This is a genomic window from Achromobacter sp. SLBN-14 (assembly GCF_006715415.1).
GTDB lineage: Bacteria > Pseudomonadota > Gammaproteobacteria > Burkholderiales > Burkholderiaceae_B > Achromobacter > Achromobacter mucicolens.
The window spans coordinates 3,775,268-3,794,033 of sequence record NZ_VFNE01000001.1 but is presented as its reverse complement, the minus strand read 5'-3'; the positions used below and the strand labels follow the sequence as shown (position 1 = coordinate 3,794,033).

Sequence of the window (18,766 nt, the reverse complement as noted above, 5' to 3'; positions counted from 1 at the left end):
ATAATCCGTCTGTTTGCCGCCGCCTTGCGCGGCGGATCATCACGGGGGCAACCGCCCCCGCTGCTTTCGGAGTCAGCTATGTATCGCGGCATTGAGGCGATCGAACACTTCATGGAATCCATTGGCCTGACCTGGCGGCCCGGCCAAGCCGAACGCGCCGAACTGCGCGTCAGCTACCGCATCGGCAACACCCGCCCGCTGGGCATCGACCGCACGCTGGTGGAATTCCACTGCGATGCGAAGCGCGCAAAGGTGTGGGTGCCGGAGTTCTCGCGCACCAGTTTTCACCAGTGGTTCGAAGTGCCCTACCAGGAATTCGAGTTCACGCCGGGCGGCTCCATGCTGAAGATCAAGGCCGCCGCCCGCGGCAACGCGCCGCCCTACAGCGTGGGCATCAAGCCGCTGGCCTGATCGCCCCGCCCCGAACGCCGGTCATAGCTGCTTGTACATGATCGTCGTTCCATCCACCTTGTCCGGGTCGAGCGGATCGCGCGCAAAGCCCGGAATCACCCCCACAGTCTGGTAGCCCAGCGACGCATATAGCGGCTCGGCCGAGTCGCCCGTGCGCGTGTCCAGCGTGAGCAGGCTGCGATGCAGCCGCCGCGCCATGTCCTCGACCTCGCCCATCAACCGCCGCGCAATGCCCTGGCGCCGGAAATCCGGATGCACCAACAGCTTGCGCACCTCGGCGCGGTGCGGCTGATTCGGCGGCGTATCCACATCCAGCTGCACGGAACCGGCCACCCGCCCGTCCACCCGCGCCACCCACAACTTGACCCCGCCGCTTTCCACGGCCGGCAGCACCTTGCTGCGCCAGAACGCCTGCGCGTCGTCATGGCTGTACGGCAGCACGAAGCTGACGCTGGCGCCGCCCTGCACGCACGCGTGCAGCAAGGTGGCAAGGTCGGACACGGCGGCCGCGGCGGCGTCGGCCGGCAGCAGGATCAATTCAAGATTTGAAGGGGACATGAGGGGCTCAGACGATGAAAAGCAGGTAGCGGGCGCCGCGATGCGGCGGGGTGACGAAAGCGCTGGCGCCGAATAACTGGTAGCGCAGGCAGTCGCCCGGCAGCAGGCGGTGCGCCTGCCCGTCCACCGTGACGGACAGCTCGCCGTCCAGCATCAGCAGGTGATGTTCAAGACCGGGCCGGGGCGATTGCTCGTAATGGATGCGGGCATCGGCAGCCAATTCACAAGCCAGCACCTCGCCGGCCAGGCGTTGCGAGGGCGGCGACACCGAGCGGCGCGTAAAGCCCACGCTCTCGTCCACCCAAACGGCCTGCGTGGCTTCGGGCACGCAGGCGGCAAAGTCGACCTCGACCAACAGCATGAGGCGCGACATGGTCATGCCGTGGGCGGCGCACAGCTTGCCGAGCACGCTGGCGGTGGGACTGACCTCGCCATTCTCCAGCCGGGACAGCGTGGCGCGGCTGATGCCGGCCCGGCCGGCCAGGTCGTCCAGGGACCAGGCGCGTTCCTGGCGCAGCATTTTGAGCCGGGCGGCAAGACGAAGGTCCAGCCCGGCGTCGGCAGAAGCGTTTGCGTTTTCCATATTTGGGAATTTATCCCGTATATGAAAAACCGTCGACTGCGTGGTTTCCCCAATGCGCGATTCGTTCGGCCGCCGGACACTACGGAGGACCCGCGCAGGATTCGGCACAATAGCGGTCATGCAACTGGGCAAACTCCTCTACATGACCATCCTTTGCGCGTTGACCTCCGGTTGTTCCCTTCCCTCGCTCGACAAGCGCAGCGTGTCGCAGGCGCTTCCCGAAGACCAGGCCCAGACCACGCCGCTGGGACAGGCGATTGCGCCGCTGGCCGCCGCGCATCCCGGCAAATCCGGCATCCATGCCCTTGCCAACCCCCTGGACGCGTTCGCCGCCCGCATCATGCTGGCGCGCGCGGCCGAGCGCAGCCTGGACGTGCAGTACTACATCTGGCACGACGACATGACGGGCATCATGCTGTTCGAGGCGCTGCACGAGGCCGCCGATCGCGGCGTGCGCGTGCGCCTGCTGCTGGACGACAACGGCACGGCAGGGCTCGACCGGACGCTGTCCGCCCTGGACGGGCATCCGAACATCGAAGTCCGCCTCTATAACCCGTTTGCGGTGCGCTGGCCAAAGCCGCTCGGCTACCTGACCGACTTCAACCGGTTGAACCGCCGGATGCACAACAAGTCGTTCACCGCCGACAACCAGGTGACCATCGTCGGCGGCCGCAACATCGGCGACGAATACTTTGGCGCCACCGACGGCGTCGTGTTCACGGACATGGACGTGCTGGCCATTGGGGAAACGGTCAGCGACGTGTCGGCCGATTTCGACCGCTACTGGTGCAGCGATTCCGCTTATCCCGTGGAAGGCCTGGTCAAGAAGGCGGCCTCCAACGAACTGGAGGAACTGGAAGCCGATGCCGCCACGGTCGAGCGATCGCCGCAGGCCGCGGCCTATGCCCAGGCCATGCGCGACCTGCCGTTCATCCGCCAGTTGCTCAGGGGCGAACTGCCCCTGGAATGGTCGAAGACACGCATGGTCAGTGACGATCCCCGCAAGACGCTGGGCACCGCGCCGCCCGAGGCGATGCTGCCGCACCAGCTGCACGACATCGTGGGCGTGCCGGCCAAGGATCTGCTGCTGGTGTCGCCCTACTTCGTGCCCACCGCCGCCGGCACGCGCGCGTTCGCCAAGATGGCGCGCAACGGCGTCAGGGTGCGGGTGCTGACCAACGCCCTGGAAGCGACCGACGTGGCGGTGGTGCATTCCGGCTACGCCAAGCGCCGCAAGGATCTGCTGGCCGCCGGCGTCGAGATCTACGAAATGAAGCGCGCGTCGCACGGCGTCGAGCGCAACCGAAGCATGGGCCCCTTCGGCAGTTCGGGCTCCAGCCTGCACGCCAAGACCTTCGCCGTGGACGGTGAACGCGTCTTCGTGGGTTCGTTCAATTTCGACCCGCGTTCGGCGCGGCTGAACACCGAGCTGGGCTTTGTGATCGACAGCCCTGCATTGGCCCGCGGCATCGAAAACGCATTCGACAAGGAGCTGCCCCGCACCGCCTACCGCGTCCGGCTGGACGACATGGGCAAGCTCTATTGGCTGGAGGAACGCGACGGCCAGACGGTGCGGCACGACCGCGAGCCGGGCGCCACCCTGCTGCAACGCGCGACCGTGTGGTTTGCATCGAAGCTGCCGCTGGAACCGCTGCTATAGGCGGCCGCAACAAGCGGAGTGGCCGGCGCATGCACAAGGCGTAGACTGGACGCAGCGATATTCCTTTTTTTGCCGATCATGACCCTGACGCCCGCCGACGCCTTGCTCGCGCAGCAAGACTGGACCCGCGCCGCCGCAGACCTCGACGCGCACGGTAATGCCATCCTGCCCGCCCTGCTGACGCCCGCGCAATGCAATGTGCTGTCCAATGCGTACGACCAGGACGACCGCTACCGCAGCCGCGTCGTGATGGCTCGCCACGGATTCGGACGCGGCGAATACAAGTATTTCCGCTACCCCTTGCCCGGCCCGATTGCCCGGCTGCGCGGCGCGTTGTATGCCCGGCTAGCGCCCATCGCCAACCGCTGGAACCGCCAGATGGGCATCAACGTGCAGTACCCGGCAGACCACGCCGGCTTTCTGGCGCGGTGCCACGCGGCCGGACAGCGCCGGCCGACGCCGCTGATCCTGCGGTACGGGCCGGGCGACTACAACTGCCTGCATCAGGACCTGTACGGCGAACACGTCTTTCCGTTGCAGGTCGCGCTCTTGCTGTCGGCGCCCGGCGTGGACTTCACGGGCGGAGAATTCGTCATGACCGAGACCAGCAGCCGCGAGCAGCGCGCCGACGTGCTGCCCTTGCAGCAAGGCGATGCGCTGATCTTCACGGTGAACCAGCGCCCCGTCGCGGGCGTGCGCGGCTGGCGCAAGGCGGCCATGCGCCACGGCGTGAGCGAACTGCGCGCGGGCCGGCGCCACACACTGGGCATCATCTTTCACGACGCGGTGTGACATGACCTCGACCCTGGACCTATTCGGCGGCGACGATCCCGCCCAGCACGGCCGCGTGGCGCTCGGTGCGCAGTCGGTGGTGCTGCGCGGGTTTGCGCTACCCGCCGTGGACGCGCTGCTGGCCGGCGTGGACGACGTGATCGCGCAGGCCCCGTTCCGCCACATGGAAACGCCCGGCGGCTACACGATGTCGGTGGCGCTGACCAATTGCGGCGAGCTGGGTTGGACGACGGATGCCCGCGGTTACCGCTATAGCCGCATCGACCCCGTGTCCGGCCAACCCTGGCCGGCGATGCCGCAGGCCTTCAGGCAGCTGGCCGAAGACGCGGCGCGGGAAGCCGGCTTTGCGGACTTCGCGCCGGATGCGTGCCTGGTCAACCGTTACGCGCCCGGCTCGCGGCTGTCGCTGCATCAGGACCGCAACGAACGCGATTACGGCGCGCCGATTGTCTCCGTGTCCCTCGGCATGCCGGCGATGTTTCTGTTCGGCGGCGACGACCGCGCGGACCGGGCCGCGCGGGTGCCGCTGTTTCACGGCGACGTCGTCGTGTGGGGCGGCGTGGACCGCCTGCGGTTTCACGGCGTGATGCCGCTGAAAGACCTGCCGCATCCGCGGCTGGGCAGCCAGCGCATCAACTTCACGATTCGCAAGGCGGGTTAGGCGCGCGGCGGCCATGACGTGGCCGCACGCCTTGGTGCGACTTGGCAGGATGCGCATGCTGGCCGTCCGATGCCTGCAACATGAGGGTTCACCATGTCTGGCGGCGGCTGCGCGGCGGCCCTACTATGGCGCACCCTCTGGCCCAACCCGTCGGACACCCATGCGTACCCGCACCGCCATCGCCCTCTTCTGCACCCTGACCTGCGCGCCCGTCCTGGCGGCCACGCCGCCCGACATCATCGAGAACTCGCTGGGCATGACGTTCGTGCGCGTGCCGGCGGGCACGTTCCAGATGGGCAGCGACGAAGACCCCCGCGCGCTGGCCGCCGCCTATCCGCAGTATCCGCCGGAGCGCCACGCCCAGCTCTTTGACGAAGCGCCGGTGCACACCGTCCGCATCACGCGGCCGTTCTACCTGGAACGCACCGAAGTCACGGTGGGCCAGTTCCGCCGGTTCATCGAAGCGTCCGGCTACGTGCCGGAGTCCGAGGCCGACGGCACGGGCGGCTACGGCTACAACGCCGCCTACGACCCGGAAACGTCTGCCTCGGGCGACGCCTTCGAAGGCCGTGACCGCCGGTATTCGTGGCGCAATCCCGGTTTCGCGCAGGGCGACGATCACCCGGTCGTGAACATCAGCTGGAACGACGCCACCGCGCTGGCGCAGTGGCTGACGAAGACGGAGGGCCGCGTGTACCGCCTGCCCACCGAGGCCGAATGGGAATACGCCTGCCGCGCCGGCACGCGCACCCGCTACCAGAACGGCGACGACCCGGCCGCGATGCCGGACGTGGGCAACGGCTTCGATGCCGACGCCAGCCCGCTGTGGCCGAAATGGCAGGCCTTCGCCTCGCCGCGCCACGACGGCAACAGCTTCACCGCGCCCGTCGCCAGCTACGCGCCCAATGCATTCGGCCTGTACGACATGCACGGCAACGCCTGGGAATGGGTGGCGGACTGGTACGGCGAGGACTACTACGCAAAGTCCCCCACGGACGACCCGCAGGGTCCGGACACCGGCAACGTGCGCGTGCGGCGCGGCGGCTCCTGGCACACCTGGGCGCTGTACACCCGCGCGTCGTACCGCAACTGGAACACGCAGGAAACGCGCTATCCGCTGGTCGGCGTGCGCCTCGTGCGCGAAGCCCACGCCGCCGACTGAAGAAAAAGACTGCCTGGTGGGTTAGCATGGCCGCACGATCCATTTGAAGAGAATCCTCACATGCACACGCTGGGCCGTCTCGTCCTGCTTGTAAACGACTACGACACCGCCATCGCCTTCTACCGGGACAAGCTCGGGATGGAGGTGTCTGTCGACATGCCTGTCGGCCAGCAGCGCTATGTGCACCTGCGCCTGCACGATCAGCCTTCGGTGGGCGTGTGGCTGCTGCAAGCCCAGACGCAGGCGCAGCGCGATCGCGTGGGCGACCAGACCGGCGGCCAGCCGGTCGGCGTGTTCTACACGGACGACGTGCTGCGCGATCATGCGCACTTCGCGGCCAAGGGCGTGCGCTTTACCCGCGAGCCCGTGCACGAGGAAACCGCCGCCTACGCGCACTTCATCGACCTGTACGGCAACGAGTTCGTGCTGGTGCAATTGAAGCAGCCGGGCTGAACACGGACCCGCGGCCATGCCCCGCCATGCGCGCTGCAACGACTGGATCCGGCGCGCCGCGCCGACCAGCCGCCTCGAGCGCATCGAAGCGTATTTCGGGGGGCATGGCTACGACATGCACCGCCACGACACCTACGCCATCGGCCGCACGCTCGCCGGGGTGCAGAGCTTTCACTATCGGCGCGCAATGCAGCACAGCCTGCCGGGCGGCACCATCGTGCTGCATCCGGACGAGGCCCACGACGGCCAGGCGGGCACGGACGCGGGCTTTCATTACCGCATGATCTACATCGAGCCGGCGCTCATCCAGCAGATCCTGGGCGGGCAAGCCCTGCCGTTCATTCGCGACGGCATCAGCGCCGACCCGCGGCTATACGCCGCAAGCGGCGCGCTGCTGCAGGCCACGGGCCACGCCATCGACCCGCTGCAGGAAGACGACGCGCTGTTTGCACTGGCGCACGCGTTGTGCGCCGCCGCGGGGCGCAGGACGGGCAGGCGCGCGCCTGACTACATTGCCGCCGAGCGCGCGCGGCATTACATCCTTGCGTCGCTGGACCAGCCGATCACCCTGGATGATCTGGCGCGCGCCGCGGACACGGACCGCTGGAGCCTGTCGCGCGATTTCCGCGCCCTGTTCGGCACCAGCCCGTACCGCTACGTGATGCTGCGTCGCCTGGACCTCGCGCGGCGGCTCATTGCCGCGGGTCATCCGCTGGCGCAGGCGGCCATCGACGCCGGGTTCACCGACCAAAGCCATCTGACGCGCCGCCACGTGCAGGCTTACGGCATGGCGCCCGACCGCTGGCGGCGGATGCTGCACGCCTGAGGCGCGGCGCCGGCAGTAACCCGGCAAACCTGCTCGATCGTACAAGACGCGTTGCCCGGCATGGCCGTATCGTGGGGGTTCCCCCATCCCGAGGCAACGCCATGTCCGCTCCCGCCCCCATCAATCTGGCCGCCAAGCTGGCCCTCATCCACGACCACTGGATGCCCAAGGTCATCGCCGAGATGAACGACTACCAGTTCAAGCTCGTCAAGCTGAAGGGCGACTTCGTCTGGCACGCGCACGCCGACACGGACGAGACGTTCATCGTCATCGCCGGCCGGCTGCGGATCGCGCTGCGGGACGGCGAGATCGACCTGGGCCCTGGCGAAATGACGGTGATTCCCAAGGGCGTCGAGCACAAGCCCTGTGCGCTGGAGGAAACACAAGTCATGCTGATCGAGCCGCGCGGCGTGGCCAACACGGGCGACGCGGGCGAGGAGCGCCGCGCGCCCAACGACGTATGGATCTGAGCGTCAGGCTTTGCTAACGTGATGCCCCAACAGGAGGAAACCATGTCCAAAGTCATGCTGGTCACCGGCGGCAGCCGCGGCATCGGCGCCGCCATCGCCAAACTGGCGGCCCGCCGCGGCTACGCCGTCGGCGTCAACTACCATGCCAATGCCAATGCCGCGCAAGCCGTGGTGGACGAGATCGCACGCGGCGGCGGCAAGGCGGTTGCCATCCAGGCAGACGTGGCCGACGAGGATCAGGTGGTACGCATGTTCCGCACGCTGGACGAGCGCCTGGGCCGCATCGACGCGTTGGTCAACAACGCCGGCATCCTGGAAAAGCAGATGCGCGTCGAAGACATGGACGCCGCCCGGCTGCACCGGGTGCTGTCCACCAACGTGGTCGGGGCATTCCTGTGCGCGCGCGAAGCGGTGCGGCGGATGTCGCCGCGCCACGGCGGCCAGGGCGGCGCCATCGTCAACGTGTCCTCGGCCGCGGCCCGTCTGGGATCGCCCAACGAATACGTGGATTACGCCGCGTCCAAGGGCGCGATGGATACGCTGACCATTGGCCTGTCCAAGGAAGTTGCGCCCGAAGGCATCCGTGTGAATGGCGTGCGCCCGGGCACGATCTACACCGAGATGCACGCCAGCGGCGGCGAACCGGGCCGCGTGGACCGCTTGAAAAGCGTCATTCCGCTGCGCCGCGGCGGCACGGTGGAAGAAGTGGCCGGGGCGGTAATGTGGCTGTTTTCGGACGAGGCCGGCTATACCAGCGGATCGTTCATCGAGGTATCGGGCGGCAGCTAACGCGCGGCCCGGCAAGCTTGTGCCGGGCCGGCACCGGCATCCGGCCAGGCCTGCAATGCGGGACGGCTACTTGTCGTCCGTGGAAATCACGGGCTTCGCCTGGCTTTCCGAAATGCGCGCTTCGACGCGCCGCAGCACGGCCAGCACGAAGAGCGCCATCAAGGTGCTGACGACAGCCGTGGCCTCGCGTCCCATGCCCGCGGCCACGCCGATGGCGGCCGTCATCCAGATGCTGGCCGACGTCGTCAGCCCGTGGATTTCGCGCTCGGCGCCCAGCTTGATGATGGCGCCCGCCCCCAGAAAGCCGATGCCCGCGATCACGCCTTGCAGCACGCGGCTCAGGTCGCCGACGTCCATGCCGCCCTGCAACGGCACCAGCACGAAAATGGCCGCGCCCAGCGCGACCAGCATATGCGTGCGCAACCCGGCCGCCTTGCCGCTGCGTTCCCGTTCGTAACCCAGCAGGCCGCCCAACAGGACGGCCATGCTCAAGCGCAGCACGATGCGCGTTGCCTCTGCCACATCGGGAATATCGGCAAATTCAGTGCGCACGGCAGTCCAGATTTCCAGCCAGATTTGCGACATCGACGAGTCCTTGGATTCGAGGAGAAACCGAGCATAGCAGGCGGCCGGCAGTCCGCCACGCCCGGACGCCCGCGTGCGGCGCGGCCGTTGCGTGTCAGGCGGCCGCTTGCCAACCCGCCAGCAGCGCCGGCAGCGCGCGCATGTCGGTAAAGACGTGCGCCACGCCCACGCTGCGCAGCGCCTGGGCGCCGCTGTGGCCGGGTTCGCCCGGGCTATAACCGAACACGGTGGCGCCGGCGGCCACGCCCGCCGTCGCGCCGGTGACGGTGTCTTCCACGATCGCGCAACGCTTCGGATCCACGCCAAGCGCCTGCGCGGCCGCCAGGTACACATCCGGGAAGGGTTTGCTGCGCGGCATTTCGTGGCCGCTGAAGACGCGGCCCTCGAAGCAGTCGGCAATCCCGACCTTGACCAGTTGCAGCTCGACCTTGCGCCGGTCCGCCCCCGAGGCCACGGCAATGCGTCCGCTCAGCGCGTCGTGCAGCGCGCGCACGGCATGCGGCGCGCCGGGAATCTCGACCAGGTCGCGGTCCAGCGCGTCGTTGCGGCGCTGGCGGAACTGGTCGAACCACGCTGGCGTGATCGTGGCGCCGGTACGCGCCTGGATCAGCGGCAGTTCGTCCTTGACCGCCTTGCCCGTGAAGATCTCCATCGTCTCGGCGTGCGTGATGCCCCAGCCCAGCTCATTGAGCATCTCGGTCAGCACGCGGCTGGTGATGGGTTCGGAATCGACCAGCACGCCGTCACAGTCGAACAGCACGGCGTCAAAGGGAAAATCAGTCATTGGGGGCAGCGAAGGGAGTGTCCATGAAGCGGGTAAGCATACTGCACGGCCACGGCCTCCCCGGGCGGGCGGGGCCGCCACGCAGCAAGCGGCGGAGTGCCCGGGCGGGCGGGAGTGGCTAAGCTGTCGCTTCGACCACCAACTGACCATGACCACGCCCGCCTCCCGGCCGCTCGGCCACTACGACTGGACACGCGTTGCCCAGGACCTGGACACGCAGGGTTGGACGATCCTGTCCAAGCTCTACGCGGCGGACGACGCGCGCGCGCTGGCGTCCGAGCAGTCTGGCCCCCTGCCCGCGCCCTTGCCCGCGCCGCTTGCCCGCTTGCGCGCCGAGCTCTATGCCCGCCTGCTCCCGGTCGCACGCGCCTGGGCGGCCGCGCTGGATCTGGACACTTTGTATCCGGACACGCTGGCCGCCTACACGCAAATGAACCGCCAGGCGGGCCAATCGCGCAGTCTGTCCGCCCTCCAGCGCACCCCCACGGACGGCTACCAGCCGCTGCTGCAGCACGCCGACGGAACCTGCGTATTTCCGCTGCGGCTGATCGTCCTGCTGTCCGAACCCGGTGTTGACCACACGGGCGGCGAACTGGTCATGACCGAGCAGCGCCCTCGGATGCAGTCACGTCCCCTGGTGCTGCCGATGGGATTGGGCGACGCGGCGGTGATCGCGACGTCGCACCGGCCCGTGCAGGGCGCGCAGGGCATCTACCGCGTCACCGCGCGCCAGGCGATCAGCCGCGTGCGCAGCGGCGAACACGTCAGCCTGAATCTGATGCTGCACGACGCGCCGTAGCCGCACACCACGCAGCGGTCCGGCGCGCGTCCCGATCAGTTCTCGGCCGTGATGTTGCCGTCGGCCACGACCTTGGCAAACACCGCCGTCTGCGCCTTGATGAATGCCCGGAATGCGTCCTGGCTCATGGGCTGCACTTCGCCGCCCAACTCGCGGATGCTGGCCACGAATTTCTCATCTTTCAGCGCGCCGTCGATGGCGGCTGCCAACTTTTGCTGCACCTGCGGCGACGTGCCCGCCGGGACGAAAACGCCGAACCAGTTTTCCAGCGCGTAGTCCTTGAGCGGCGCGTACTCGGCCAGCGCCGGAATGTCCGGCGCAAACGACGCGCGCTTGGCCGACGTCACCGCCAGCGGCTTGACCTTGCCGCTCTTGATGAAGGGCAAGGCGCCCGCCAGGCTGACGAAGGTGAGGTCCACGCTGCCCGCGGCCACGTCCACCAATTGCGCCGCGGCGCCCTTGTACGGCACGTGAACCATCTTGATGCCCGCCAGCGACTGCAGCAGCTCGCCGTTCAGGTGCTGCGGATTGCCCACGCCGCTGGTCGCATACGTCAGCTTGTCGGGATGCGCGCGGCCATAGGCGACCAGCTGTTCGACCGAGGCGACCGGCAGCTTGGGATTGGCGACCAGCACGTTGGGAACACGCGCGATCAGCGCAATGGGCGCCAGGTCCTTGTCGGGCTGGTACTGCATCTTGGTCTTGAAGACGAGGGGATTGATGGCGGTCTCGCCGGCCGACCCCAGCAGCAGCGTGCCGCCGTCCGGCGCGGCGCGCACGACCGCCGCCGCGCCCAGCATGCCGCTGGCGCCGGGCTTGTTCTCCACGACGACGCCCTGCGGCAGTTCGCTGCGCAGCCGCTCGGCCAGCAGCCGGCCCATGCCATCCACGCCGCCGCCCGCCGCAAACGGGACGATCAAGGTGATCGGCCGGTTTGCCGGCAGGTCTGCGGCGTGCAGGGGCGATGAGGCGGCGATTGTCAGGGCCGCGGCAGCGGCCAGGATGCGAATGGGGGGCATGGTTTTGTCTCCGGTGGGGCCAGCGTCATTGCGCGGCCGGGTTTTTCCTTAATTGCATTTTATGCAGTCAATATGCAAAACTGGCAGCTATGGAAAACACCAATGCCCCGCTGCGCCGCACGCACTTCACCCAGGACGGCACCCGGTACACCTGCCCGGACCTGCCGGCTGCGTTCGGCGCGGACTATTTCCGGTTGCCGGTCGTGCTGCGCCTGCTGCTGGAAAACGCGCTGCGCAACATGCAGGGCGCCGAGCGCGACGCCGCCGTGGCCGCCCTGTTCGGCTGGCTGGCGCACGGCACCAGCGAAGCCGAGATCGCCTTCCAACCCGGCCGCGTCCTGATGCACGACACGACCAGCACCCCCGCGCTGGTCGACATTGCCGCAATGCGCGACGCGCTGGCCGAGGCCGGCGTCGATCCGGCGGTCCTGAACCCCGTGCTGCCGGTTGACGTGTCGGTCGACCACTCGCTGGCCGTCGAAGCCTATGCGCGCGCCGACGCGGCGCAATGCAACCTTGACCTTGAGTTGCGCCGCAACGCCGAGCGCTACCGCTTCCTGCGCTGGGCCTCCAAGGCGCTGACGAATGTGCGCATCCACCCGCCGGGCACCGGCATCATGCACACCATCAACCTGGAGCAGCTGGCCACGGTGGTCTGCCAGCAACCCGGTCCCGACGGCATCGCGCTGTATCCCGACATGATGATCGGCACCGACAGCCACACGCCGATGATCAACGGCATCGGCGTGCTGGGCTGGGGCGTGGGCGGACTGGAGGCGCAGACGGTCATGTTCGGCATGCCGACGATGCTGCGCATTCCCGATGTGATCGGCGTGCGGCTGACCGGTGCGCTACAGCCGGGCGTGACCGCCACCGATCTGGCGCTGACCGTCACGCAGCGCCTGCGCGCCATCCACGTCTCCGGCGAATTCGTCGAATTCTTCGGACCGGGCGTGGCCACGCTGCCCGCCGGCAGCCGCTGCGTCGTCGCCAACATGGCGCCCGAGTACGGCGCCACCACGGGCTACTTTCCGATCGACGGGGAAACGCTGGCCTACCTGCGCCAGACGGGCCGCGACGAGGCGCAGATCGCGCGCATCGAGGCCTACGCGCGATGCACCGGCATCGCGCTGGATCCGCACGCCGAACCGCGCTATACCCGCGTGGTCGACCTTGCGCTGGACGCCGTGCAAATGCACGTGGCGGGCCCAAAGCGCCCGCAGGACCTGCATCCCTACGGCCAGACCCGCGCCATTCTTGCCGCGCTGGCTTTCACGCCGCGCACGCACGCGGCCCTGCCCCGCCACGCCATCGCCATCGCCGCGATCACCAGCTGCACCAACACGTCCGATCCGCGCCTGCTGACCGCCGCCGGCCTCTTGGCCCGCAAGGCGCGACAGGCCGGCTTGCGGCCGCCAGCGTGGGTCAAGACCTCGCTCGGTCCGGGGTCGCCGGCCGCCGCCGATTATCTGGCGCGCGCGGGTCTTCTGGACGACCTGGCCGCCGTGGGTTTTGACATCGTCGGCTACGGCTGCACCACCTGCATCGGCAACTCGGGCCCGCTGCCGGCCGTGGTGCGCGATGCCCTGGCCGACGGCGCCATCCACCCCGTCGCGGTGCTGTCCGGCAACCGCAATTTCACGGGGCGGATTCATCCCGACCTGGACCTGGGCTTTCTGATGTCGCCGCCGCTAGTCATCGCGTTCGCGCTGGCGGGCGACGCGGAACGGGACCTGAGCCGCGAACCCATTCAGGTGACGCCTGATGGCCGCGCGGTGCATCTGGCGGACCTGTGGCCGGCGGAAGCGGAGATCGATGCGGCCCTGGCCGCGGGGCAGCGTCCCGAGGACTATCGCGCAGCCTTCAAGATCGCCAGCGCGAATCCCGCCTGGCAGGCCCTGCAATCGCCCGACACGCCCCGATTTCCGTGGGACCCCGCCTCGACCGCGCTGCAACGGCCGCCGTTTGCCAGCACCGAGGCGGGCAGCCAGCTTGGCCGCTACACCGCGTATCCGCTGCTGGTGGTGGGCGACGACGTCACGACCGACCATCTGTCGCCGGCCAGCGCGATCCCGCCGGACAGCCTGATCGCGGACTTCCTGGTCGAACGCGGCGACGACCGCAATGACCTGAATGTATTCGCCTCGCGCCGCGGCAATTGGGAAGTCATGATGCGCGCCGCGTTCTACAGCAAGAGCCTGACGAATCTGCTCTGTCCGCCGGCGCCCGTGGGCCACACCCTGCACGCGCCCAGCGGCAGGCTGGAACCCATCTGGGAGGCCGCCGCGCACTACGCCGAGGCCTCCCAGCCGGTGGTGCTGGTGGCGGGCGCACGCTTCGGCACGGGCTCGTCGCGCGACTGGGCGGCCAAGGGCCAGCGCCTGCTCGGTATCCGCGCGGTGCTGGCTGTCAGCTTCGAACGCATCCACCGGTCCAACCTGATCGGCATGGGCATCCTGCCGCTGCGCCTGCCGGACGGCGTAACGCCCGGCACCCTGCGGCTGGAAGCGGGCGACCGGATCGACATCGATGCCGATGCCGCCGCGCTGACGCCCCGCGCCGCCATCCCGGTGCGCGTCCTGCGCGCACAGGGCGGGACCGAACCGCTAACCGCCACGGCCGCGGTCGAAACGCGGCTGGAGATCCGCCTGTTGCAGTTGGGCGGCGTCATTCCCGCTATCCTGTCGGACACCCTGTCATCGGCCGTCCGCCACCCATGAGCGCGCAAACCAATACCGTCACAAAAATCCTGGACCTGATCCGGGAAGACCGCCTGCTGGAGGGCGCGCACCTGCGCGCGCAACAGATCGCCGACCGCCTGCGGCTGTCGCGGTCGCCTGTCAACGATGCGCTGGGCATCCTCGCGCAGCACGGCGTCGTGGCGCGCAAGCCCAACCGCGGGTATTTCCTGTTGCGCGACTTCGACGCGACGGGCGACGCCCCCGCGGACATCACGCCCCCGTCGGCGGACGACATCGTCACGCAGACGTACTTCGCGCTGGCCGACGATCTGCTGCGCGGCGAATTGCCCATGCAGTGCAGCGAAGCGTTGCTGCGCACGCGCTACGCGCTTACGCAGGCGCAGACGCAAGCGCTGCTGGCCCGCATCTCGCAGGAGGGCTGGGCGCAGCGCCGGCCGGGCTACGGGTGGGAGTTTTCGTCCATGATGACCACGCCCGACAGCCTGCTGCAGTCCTACCGGCTGCGCCTGGCGCTGGAGCCGGCGGCGCTGCGCGAACCGGGCTTTCACATCGACAAATCCGTGCTGGCGCGCTGCCGCGCCGCCGAAATGCACCTGCTCGAGGGCGGCATTGCCACCGACACGGCCGATCAGTTGCACGATCGCGGCGTGCGATTCCACGAGTCGCTGGTGGAAGCCTCGGGCAATCCGTTCTTCATCGACACGATCAAACGCGTCAATCGCGTGCGCCGCCTGCTGTCGTACCGCTCGATGCAGGACCGCAGCCGCTACAAGCAGCATTGCGATCAGCACCTGGCCATCCTGGACCTGCTGGAACGCGAGCGCAACGACGAAGCGGCCGACGCGCTGGCCGCCCATCTGCGCAGCACCCTCGACAACCTGGCCCGCATCAGCGGCATCCTGACTTCGTAGGCCGCGCGGGGCGCGGCCGTTTTCAACTGGCAGAAAAGAGGCTCGCGCCATGCATGTCTACATCGGCTCCCGGACCACCCGGGAACGCAACGCCCGCGGCGAGGGCATCAGCGTGTACGACTACGCGCCCGGCGCGGGAACGCTGACGCTCAAGCAGGTCGTGGGCGGGTTGCACAACCCGTCGTATCTGTTGCCGCACCCCACCCTTGCCGTGCTCTACACCGTGCATGGCGACAGCAGCGAGGTCAGCGCCCTGCGCCGCGATCCGCGCGACGGCACGCTGACGCCGTGGCACACGCAAGGATGCGAAGGCCGCAATCCCGTGCACCTCGCGTTGGGGCCCTCGGGCCACTACCTGATGGTGTCCAACCACCTGACGGGCACGCTGGCGGTGCTGCCGGTGGCGGCGGACGGCGCGTTGCAGGCCGTGGCGCAGACCGTGCCGCTGGCCGGCGAGCCGGGACCGCACCGCAAGGAACAGCCGTTTTCCAAGCCGCATTTCAACGTGCTGGCCCCCTCGGGCCGGTATGTCGCGGTGCCGGACAAGGGACTGGACCGGGTCTTTCTGTATGCGGCCGACGCGCGCGGCCTGGCCGCGCAGCCCGCCAGCGCCGTCGCCACGCGCGAGGGCGCGGGGCCGCGCCACGCCGTCTTTCATCCTTCCGGCCAATGGCTGTATGTCGTCAACGAACTGGACAACACCGTCACCGCGTACGCCGTGCAGGAAGGGGTCTTGCTACCCTTTCAAGTGCTGCCCACGCTGCCCGACACCTACACCGGCAACAGCCGCGCCGCCGGCATCGCGCTCGGCGCGGGCGGCCTGTATCTGTATGCGTCGAACCGGGGCGGCGACAGCATGGCGGTGTTCAGCGTGGACCCGGCCAGCGGACGGCTCGCGGCGGTGCAGCACGCCCGCACCCACGGCCGCACGCCGCGCTTTTTCACGCTGTCGCCCGATGGCCGGTTCCTGTTCGCGCTGAACGAAGACAGCGATACGCTGCAACGCTTTCGCGTCGATCCGGCCAGCGGCACGCTGACGCATGACGACTACGCGCTGCCCATTGGCAGCCCGGTGTGCATGGTGTTCGCCGGCGCTTAGAAGTCCATCGACGCCGACAGCATCACGGTGCGCGGCACGCCTTGCGAGATCGTGCCGTACGACGCCACACCGGACCAATACGCGCGGTTGAACACGTTGACCACATTGGCGCGCAGCGTGACGTCCCGGCCCTGCACCTTCAGGGCATAGCGCGCGCCCAGGTCGAACGTGGTCCACGACGGCACGGACTGCGTGTTGGCCTGGTTGATGTATTCGCGGCCGGTATAGACCATGCCGCCCGTCAAGGTCAGCCCGGTCACCCACGGCGTATCCCATTCGGCGCCCAGATTGACCGCGACGGTCGGCACGCCCACCGGCCGGTTGCCCTGCGTGGCCGCGCTGCTGGTGCGCGTCAGCTCGGCATCCAGCAGCGTCACGCCGCCCAAGAGGCGCAGGCCGCGCAACGGCTCGCCGGACACATTCAGCTCCAGCCCGCGGTTGCGCTGCTCGCTGTCGGCGGCATACACCCCGTTCGTGAGCTGCCCGCTGGGCTTGGTGATCTCGAAGGCGCTCAGCGTCACCATCGCGCTGTCCACCTCCACCTTGACGCCCACTTCCTTCTGCTTGGCCTTGTAGGGCTTGAAGACCTCTCCCGAATTGATGGCGGTGGCGGGCGCCACGTCGCCCTTGCTCAGGCCTTCGATGTAGTTGGCATAGAGCGACACGTTGTGCCAGGGCTTGATGACCAGGCCCGCCAGCGGCGTGGTCGCGCTTTCGTCGTAGCTGACGGTGCGCACGCCCGTCGCGCCATTGAAGTTGCGTGACTCGATGCGCTGGTGGCGCAGGCCCAGCGTCAGCTGCGCGCGCTCGTCCAGGATGCTGAGCGTGTCGGCCAGCGCCAGCCCGGACAGATCGGACGAGGACACCTTGGGCACGTTGGCCGGCGCGGGAATATGCTGCTCGGGACGGGTGATCGGACGGTAGATGTTGGACGTGAGCGGCGTGCCGTTCACGCCGGCCTGGCTGTTGCGGTCGCTGTACAGGCTGCCCATGAAGCTGACGGCGTGGCGCACCGGCCCCGTGTCCAGTTTGGCGCGCAGCCCGGCGTTGTAGGTGCTGCGGTCGACCTGGAAGCGGAAGTTGTTGGGCGTCACCACCGTGTCGCCGGCCTCGTTCACGATGGTGGGCGTCTGGTCCGACAGGCGCGAGACCGCGGTGTCCGAACCGCCCGCGTCCGCAAAGACGGTCAGCCGGTCGCTGATGTCGTACTCCACGCGCAAGAGCGCCGACTGGCCGTCGGACTTCCACCATCCCCACGGCTGCGTGGCATTGCGGCGGCCGTCCGCCGCGCGGGGCACGGCAATGCCGGGCGCCACCAGGAACGGCCGCGTCGGGGCGTCGATCTTCTCGTGCTGCGTCAGCAGGTCCAGCGAGGCGCGCAGCCGTTCGCCCTGGTAATCCAGCGACAGCGCGCCGATGGTCGTGCGCGAGGACATGTTGTCCAGCGGCGTGTCGCCCTGCCGTTGCATGCCGTTGACCCGCACGCCCCACTCGCCAGCGTCGCCAAACCGGCGGCTCAGGTCGACCCGGGCGCCGAACTGCGAGTCGCCGACGTAATCGGCCGACACGCGGGTCAGGTCCTCGGGCAGCGCGCGTTTGGGCACCATGTTGATCACGCCACCCACGCCGCTGTTGGGCGACATGCCGTACAGCAGCGCCGCGGGCCCTTTCAGCACTTCCACCCGTTCGATGTAGTCGGTGAAGACGTGGTAGTTGGGCGCCACGCCATAGACGCCGTCGAAGGCGATTTCGCCGAGGTTGCCCTCCCCGATCGGAAAGCCGCGGATGTAGAACGAGTCGGTCACGCCGCCGATCTGGCCGGTAAAGCGCACCGACGGTTCGACGGTCAGCGCATCAGCCAGCGTCACGGCCTGGCGGTTCGCCAGCAATTCCGACGTATAGCTGGTGACATTGAACGGCGTATCCATCACGTCGCGATTGCCCAGAAGGCCCAGACGCGCCCCGCGCGCCACCTGGCCGCCGGCAAATTCGGCGGGCAGCGCGGACGGGCTCACGCCTGCCCCGGCGACGGTCACCGCGGGCAGCACGGTGGTCTCGCCAGCGGCCACCGGCAGCTTGCGCAACGAGTACGCGCCGCCGCCTTGTTCCGACAGCGCATAGCCCGACCCCGACAGCAGGCGGGCGAACCCTTCGCGCACGGTGTACACGCCCTGCAGCCCGTCGCTATGCTGGCCCGCCACCAAGGCGGGATCGAACGACAGCGGCACCCCTGCGGTGGCGGCAAACTGCGCCAGCACGTCGCCCAGCGGTCCGGCCGCGATGGCGTAGGACTTGCGCGCGGCGGCAGCGGCGGGCTCGGCCGCGTGCGCCGGCGCCAGCGTTCCCGTGGCCGCAATCAGCGCCAGCCCAAGGCCGGCGGCCCGGACCAGCGACGCCGCTGGCGATAGAACGGCAAGGCCGCGCGGCAGGCGGGGCGGACGGGAGAGTCGGGAAACCATCAAGCGATCCTTCGTGGGTATGGGGTGGCGCGCATGTCGCGGC

The 18,766-nt window shown here is 68.7% G+C and carries 19 protein-coding genes; 13 read left to right on the top strand and 6 right to left on the bottom strand.

The features are described from left to right. The first annotated feature begins 78 nt into the window (after positions 1-78). Entirely contained in the window at positions 79-411 is a 333-nt protein-coding gene (locus FBY20_RS17190) for a hypothetical protein (protein ID WP_056326291.1), read from the top strand. 21 nt (positions 412-432) lie between these two features. Here FBY20_RS17190 and FBY20_RS17185 read toward each other — a convergent pair whose 3' ends face one another. Continuing rightward, positions 433-969, bottom strand: a complete 537-nt coding sequence (locus tag FBY20_RS17185; protein WP_056326289.1) for a GNAT family N-acetyltransferase — start codon at positions 967-969, stop codon at positions 433-435. A gap of 7 nt (positions 970-976) precedes the next feature. Beyond that, entirely contained in the window at positions 977-1,552 is a 576-nt protein-coding gene (locus tag FBY20_RS17180; RefSeq protein ID WP_142053632.1) for a helix-turn-helix domain-containing protein, read from the bottom strand. A 118-nt stretch (positions 1,553-1,670) separates the two neighbouring features. Here FBY20_RS17180 and FBY20_RS17175 point away from each other — a divergent pair, with 118 nt between their 5' ends. The 8 genes from FBY20_RS17175 (at position 1,671) to FBY20_RS17140 (ending at position 8,365) form a co-directional block, all read left to right on the top strand. Then, on the top strand, positions 1,671-3,212 hold the full coding sequence (locus FBY20_RS17175) for a phospholipase D family protein (RefSeq protein ID WP_142053630.1): 1,542 nt from the start codon (positions 1,671-1,673) through the stop codon (positions 3,210-3,212). A 78-nt stretch (positions 3,213-3,290) separates the two neighbouring features. Then, positions 3,291-4,004 (top strand): 2OG-Fe(II) oxygenase, encoded by a 714-nt coding sequence (locus tag FBY20_RS17170; RefSeq protein WP_142053628.1) that lies wholly within the window; start codon positions 3,291-3,293, stop codon positions 4,002-4,004. A 1-nt stretch (position 4,005) separates the two neighbouring features. After that, positions 4,006-4,665, top strand: coding sequence for a DNA oxidative demethylase AlkB (alkB, locus tag FBY20_RS17165; protein WP_062839703.1), 660 nt, complete (start codon positions 4,006-4,008; stop codon positions 4,663-4,665). Between the two features lie 160 nt (positions 4,666-4,825). Continuing rightward, a complete protein-coding gene (locus FBY20_RS17160) occupies positions 4,826-5,827 on the top strand; it encodes a formylglycine-generating enzyme family protein (protein WP_142053626.1) in 1,002 nt (333 codons plus the stop codon). Between the two features lie 60 nt (positions 5,828-5,887). Beyond that, complete coding sequence (locus tag FBY20_RS17155; RefSeq protein ID WP_142053624.1) at positions 5,888-6,280, top strand: VOC family protein; 393 nt, start codon at positions 5,888-5,890, stop codon at positions 6,278-6,280. Between the two features lie 16 nt (positions 6,281-6,296). Next, the gene (locus tag FBY20_RS17150; protein ID WP_142053622.1) at positions 6,297-7,106 is read left to right on the top strand and encodes an AraC family transcriptional regulator; all 810 of its coding nucleotides are present in this window, start codon (positions 6,297-6,299) and stop codon (positions 7,104-7,106) included. Between the two features lie 101 nt (positions 7,107-7,207). After that, positions 7,208-7,576: a cupin domain-containing protein gene (locus FBY20_RS17145; protein WP_056326280.1), complete on the top strand. Its 369-nt coding sequence runs from the start codon at positions 7,208-7,210 to the stop codon at positions 7,574-7,576. Positions 7,577-7,618: 42 nt separating this feature from the next. After that, entirely contained in the window at positions 7,619-8,365 is a 747-nt protein-coding gene (locus FBY20_RS17140; protein WP_056326277.1) for an SDR family oxidoreductase, read from the top strand. 66 nt (positions 8,366-8,431) lie between these two features. On the opposite strand, the gene FBY20_RS17135 is transcribed toward FBY20_RS17140, so the two are convergent. Further along, entirely contained in the window at positions 8,432-8,950 is a 519-nt protein-coding gene (locus FBY20_RS17135) for an MgtC/SapB family protein (protein ID WP_056326273.1), read from the bottom strand. A gap of 94 nt (positions 8,951-9,044) precedes the next feature. Continuing rightward, on the bottom strand, positions 9,045-9,734 hold the full coding sequence (locus FBY20_RS17130) for an HAD family phosphatase (RefSeq protein WP_142053620.1): 690 nt from the start codon (positions 9,732-9,734) through the stop codon (positions 9,045-9,047). Between the two features lie 148 nt (positions 9,735-9,882). On the opposite strand from FBY20_RS17130, the gene FBY20_RS17125 reads away from it, so the two are divergent. Continuing rightward, on the top strand, positions 9,883-10,533 hold the full coding sequence (locus FBY20_RS17125; RefSeq protein ID WP_142053618.1) for a 2OG-Fe(II) oxygenase: 651 nt from the start codon (positions 9,883-9,885) through the stop codon (positions 10,531-10,533). A gap of 35 nt (positions 10,534-10,568) precedes the next feature. Here the strand turns inward: FBY20_RS17125 and FBY20_RS17120 are convergent, their stop codons facing one another. After that, positions 10,569-11,552, bottom strand: a complete 984-nt coding sequence (locus tag FBY20_RS17120) for a tripartite tricarboxylate transporter substrate binding protein (RefSeq protein WP_142053616.1) — start codon at positions 11,550-11,552, stop codon at positions 10,569-10,571. Between the two features lie 89 nt (positions 11,553-11,641). Between FBY20_RS17120 and acnA the strand changes: the two genes are divergently transcribed. Genes acnA through FBY20_RS17105 form a run of 3 tightly spaced genes read left to right on the top strand, consistent with a single transcriptional unit; the run spans position 11,642 to position 16,264 of the window. Then, a complete protein-coding gene (gene acnA / locus FBY20_RS17115) occupies positions 11,642-14,272 on the top strand; it encodes an aconitate hydratase AcnA (RefSeq protein ID WP_142053614.1) in 2,631 nt (876 codons plus the stop codon). Continuing rightward, positions 14,269-15,165 (top strand): GntR family transcriptional regulator, encoded by an 897-nt coding sequence (locus FBY20_RS17110; protein WP_142053612.1) that lies wholly within the window; start codon positions 14,269-14,271, stop codon positions 15,163-15,165. The genes acnA and FBY20_RS17110 overlap by 4 nt, the downstream gene beginning before the upstream one ends. A 49-nt stretch (positions 15,166-15,214) precedes the next feature. After that, on the top strand, positions 15,215-16,264 hold the full coding sequence (locus FBY20_RS17105; protein ID WP_142053610.1) for a lactonase family protein: 1,050 nt from the start codon (positions 15,215-15,217) through the stop codon (positions 16,262-16,264). On the opposite strand, the gene FBY20_RS17100 is transcribed toward FBY20_RS17105, so the two are convergent. After that, on the bottom strand, positions 16,261-18,723 hold the full coding sequence (locus tag FBY20_RS17100; protein ID WP_142053608.1) for a TonB-dependent receptor: 2,463 nt from the start codon (positions 18,721-18,723) through the stop codon (positions 16,261-16,263). The two genes, FBY20_RS17105 and FBY20_RS17100, sit on opposite strands and share 4 nt — an antisense overlap. Between the last annotated feature and the right edge of the window lie 43 nt (positions 18,724-18,766).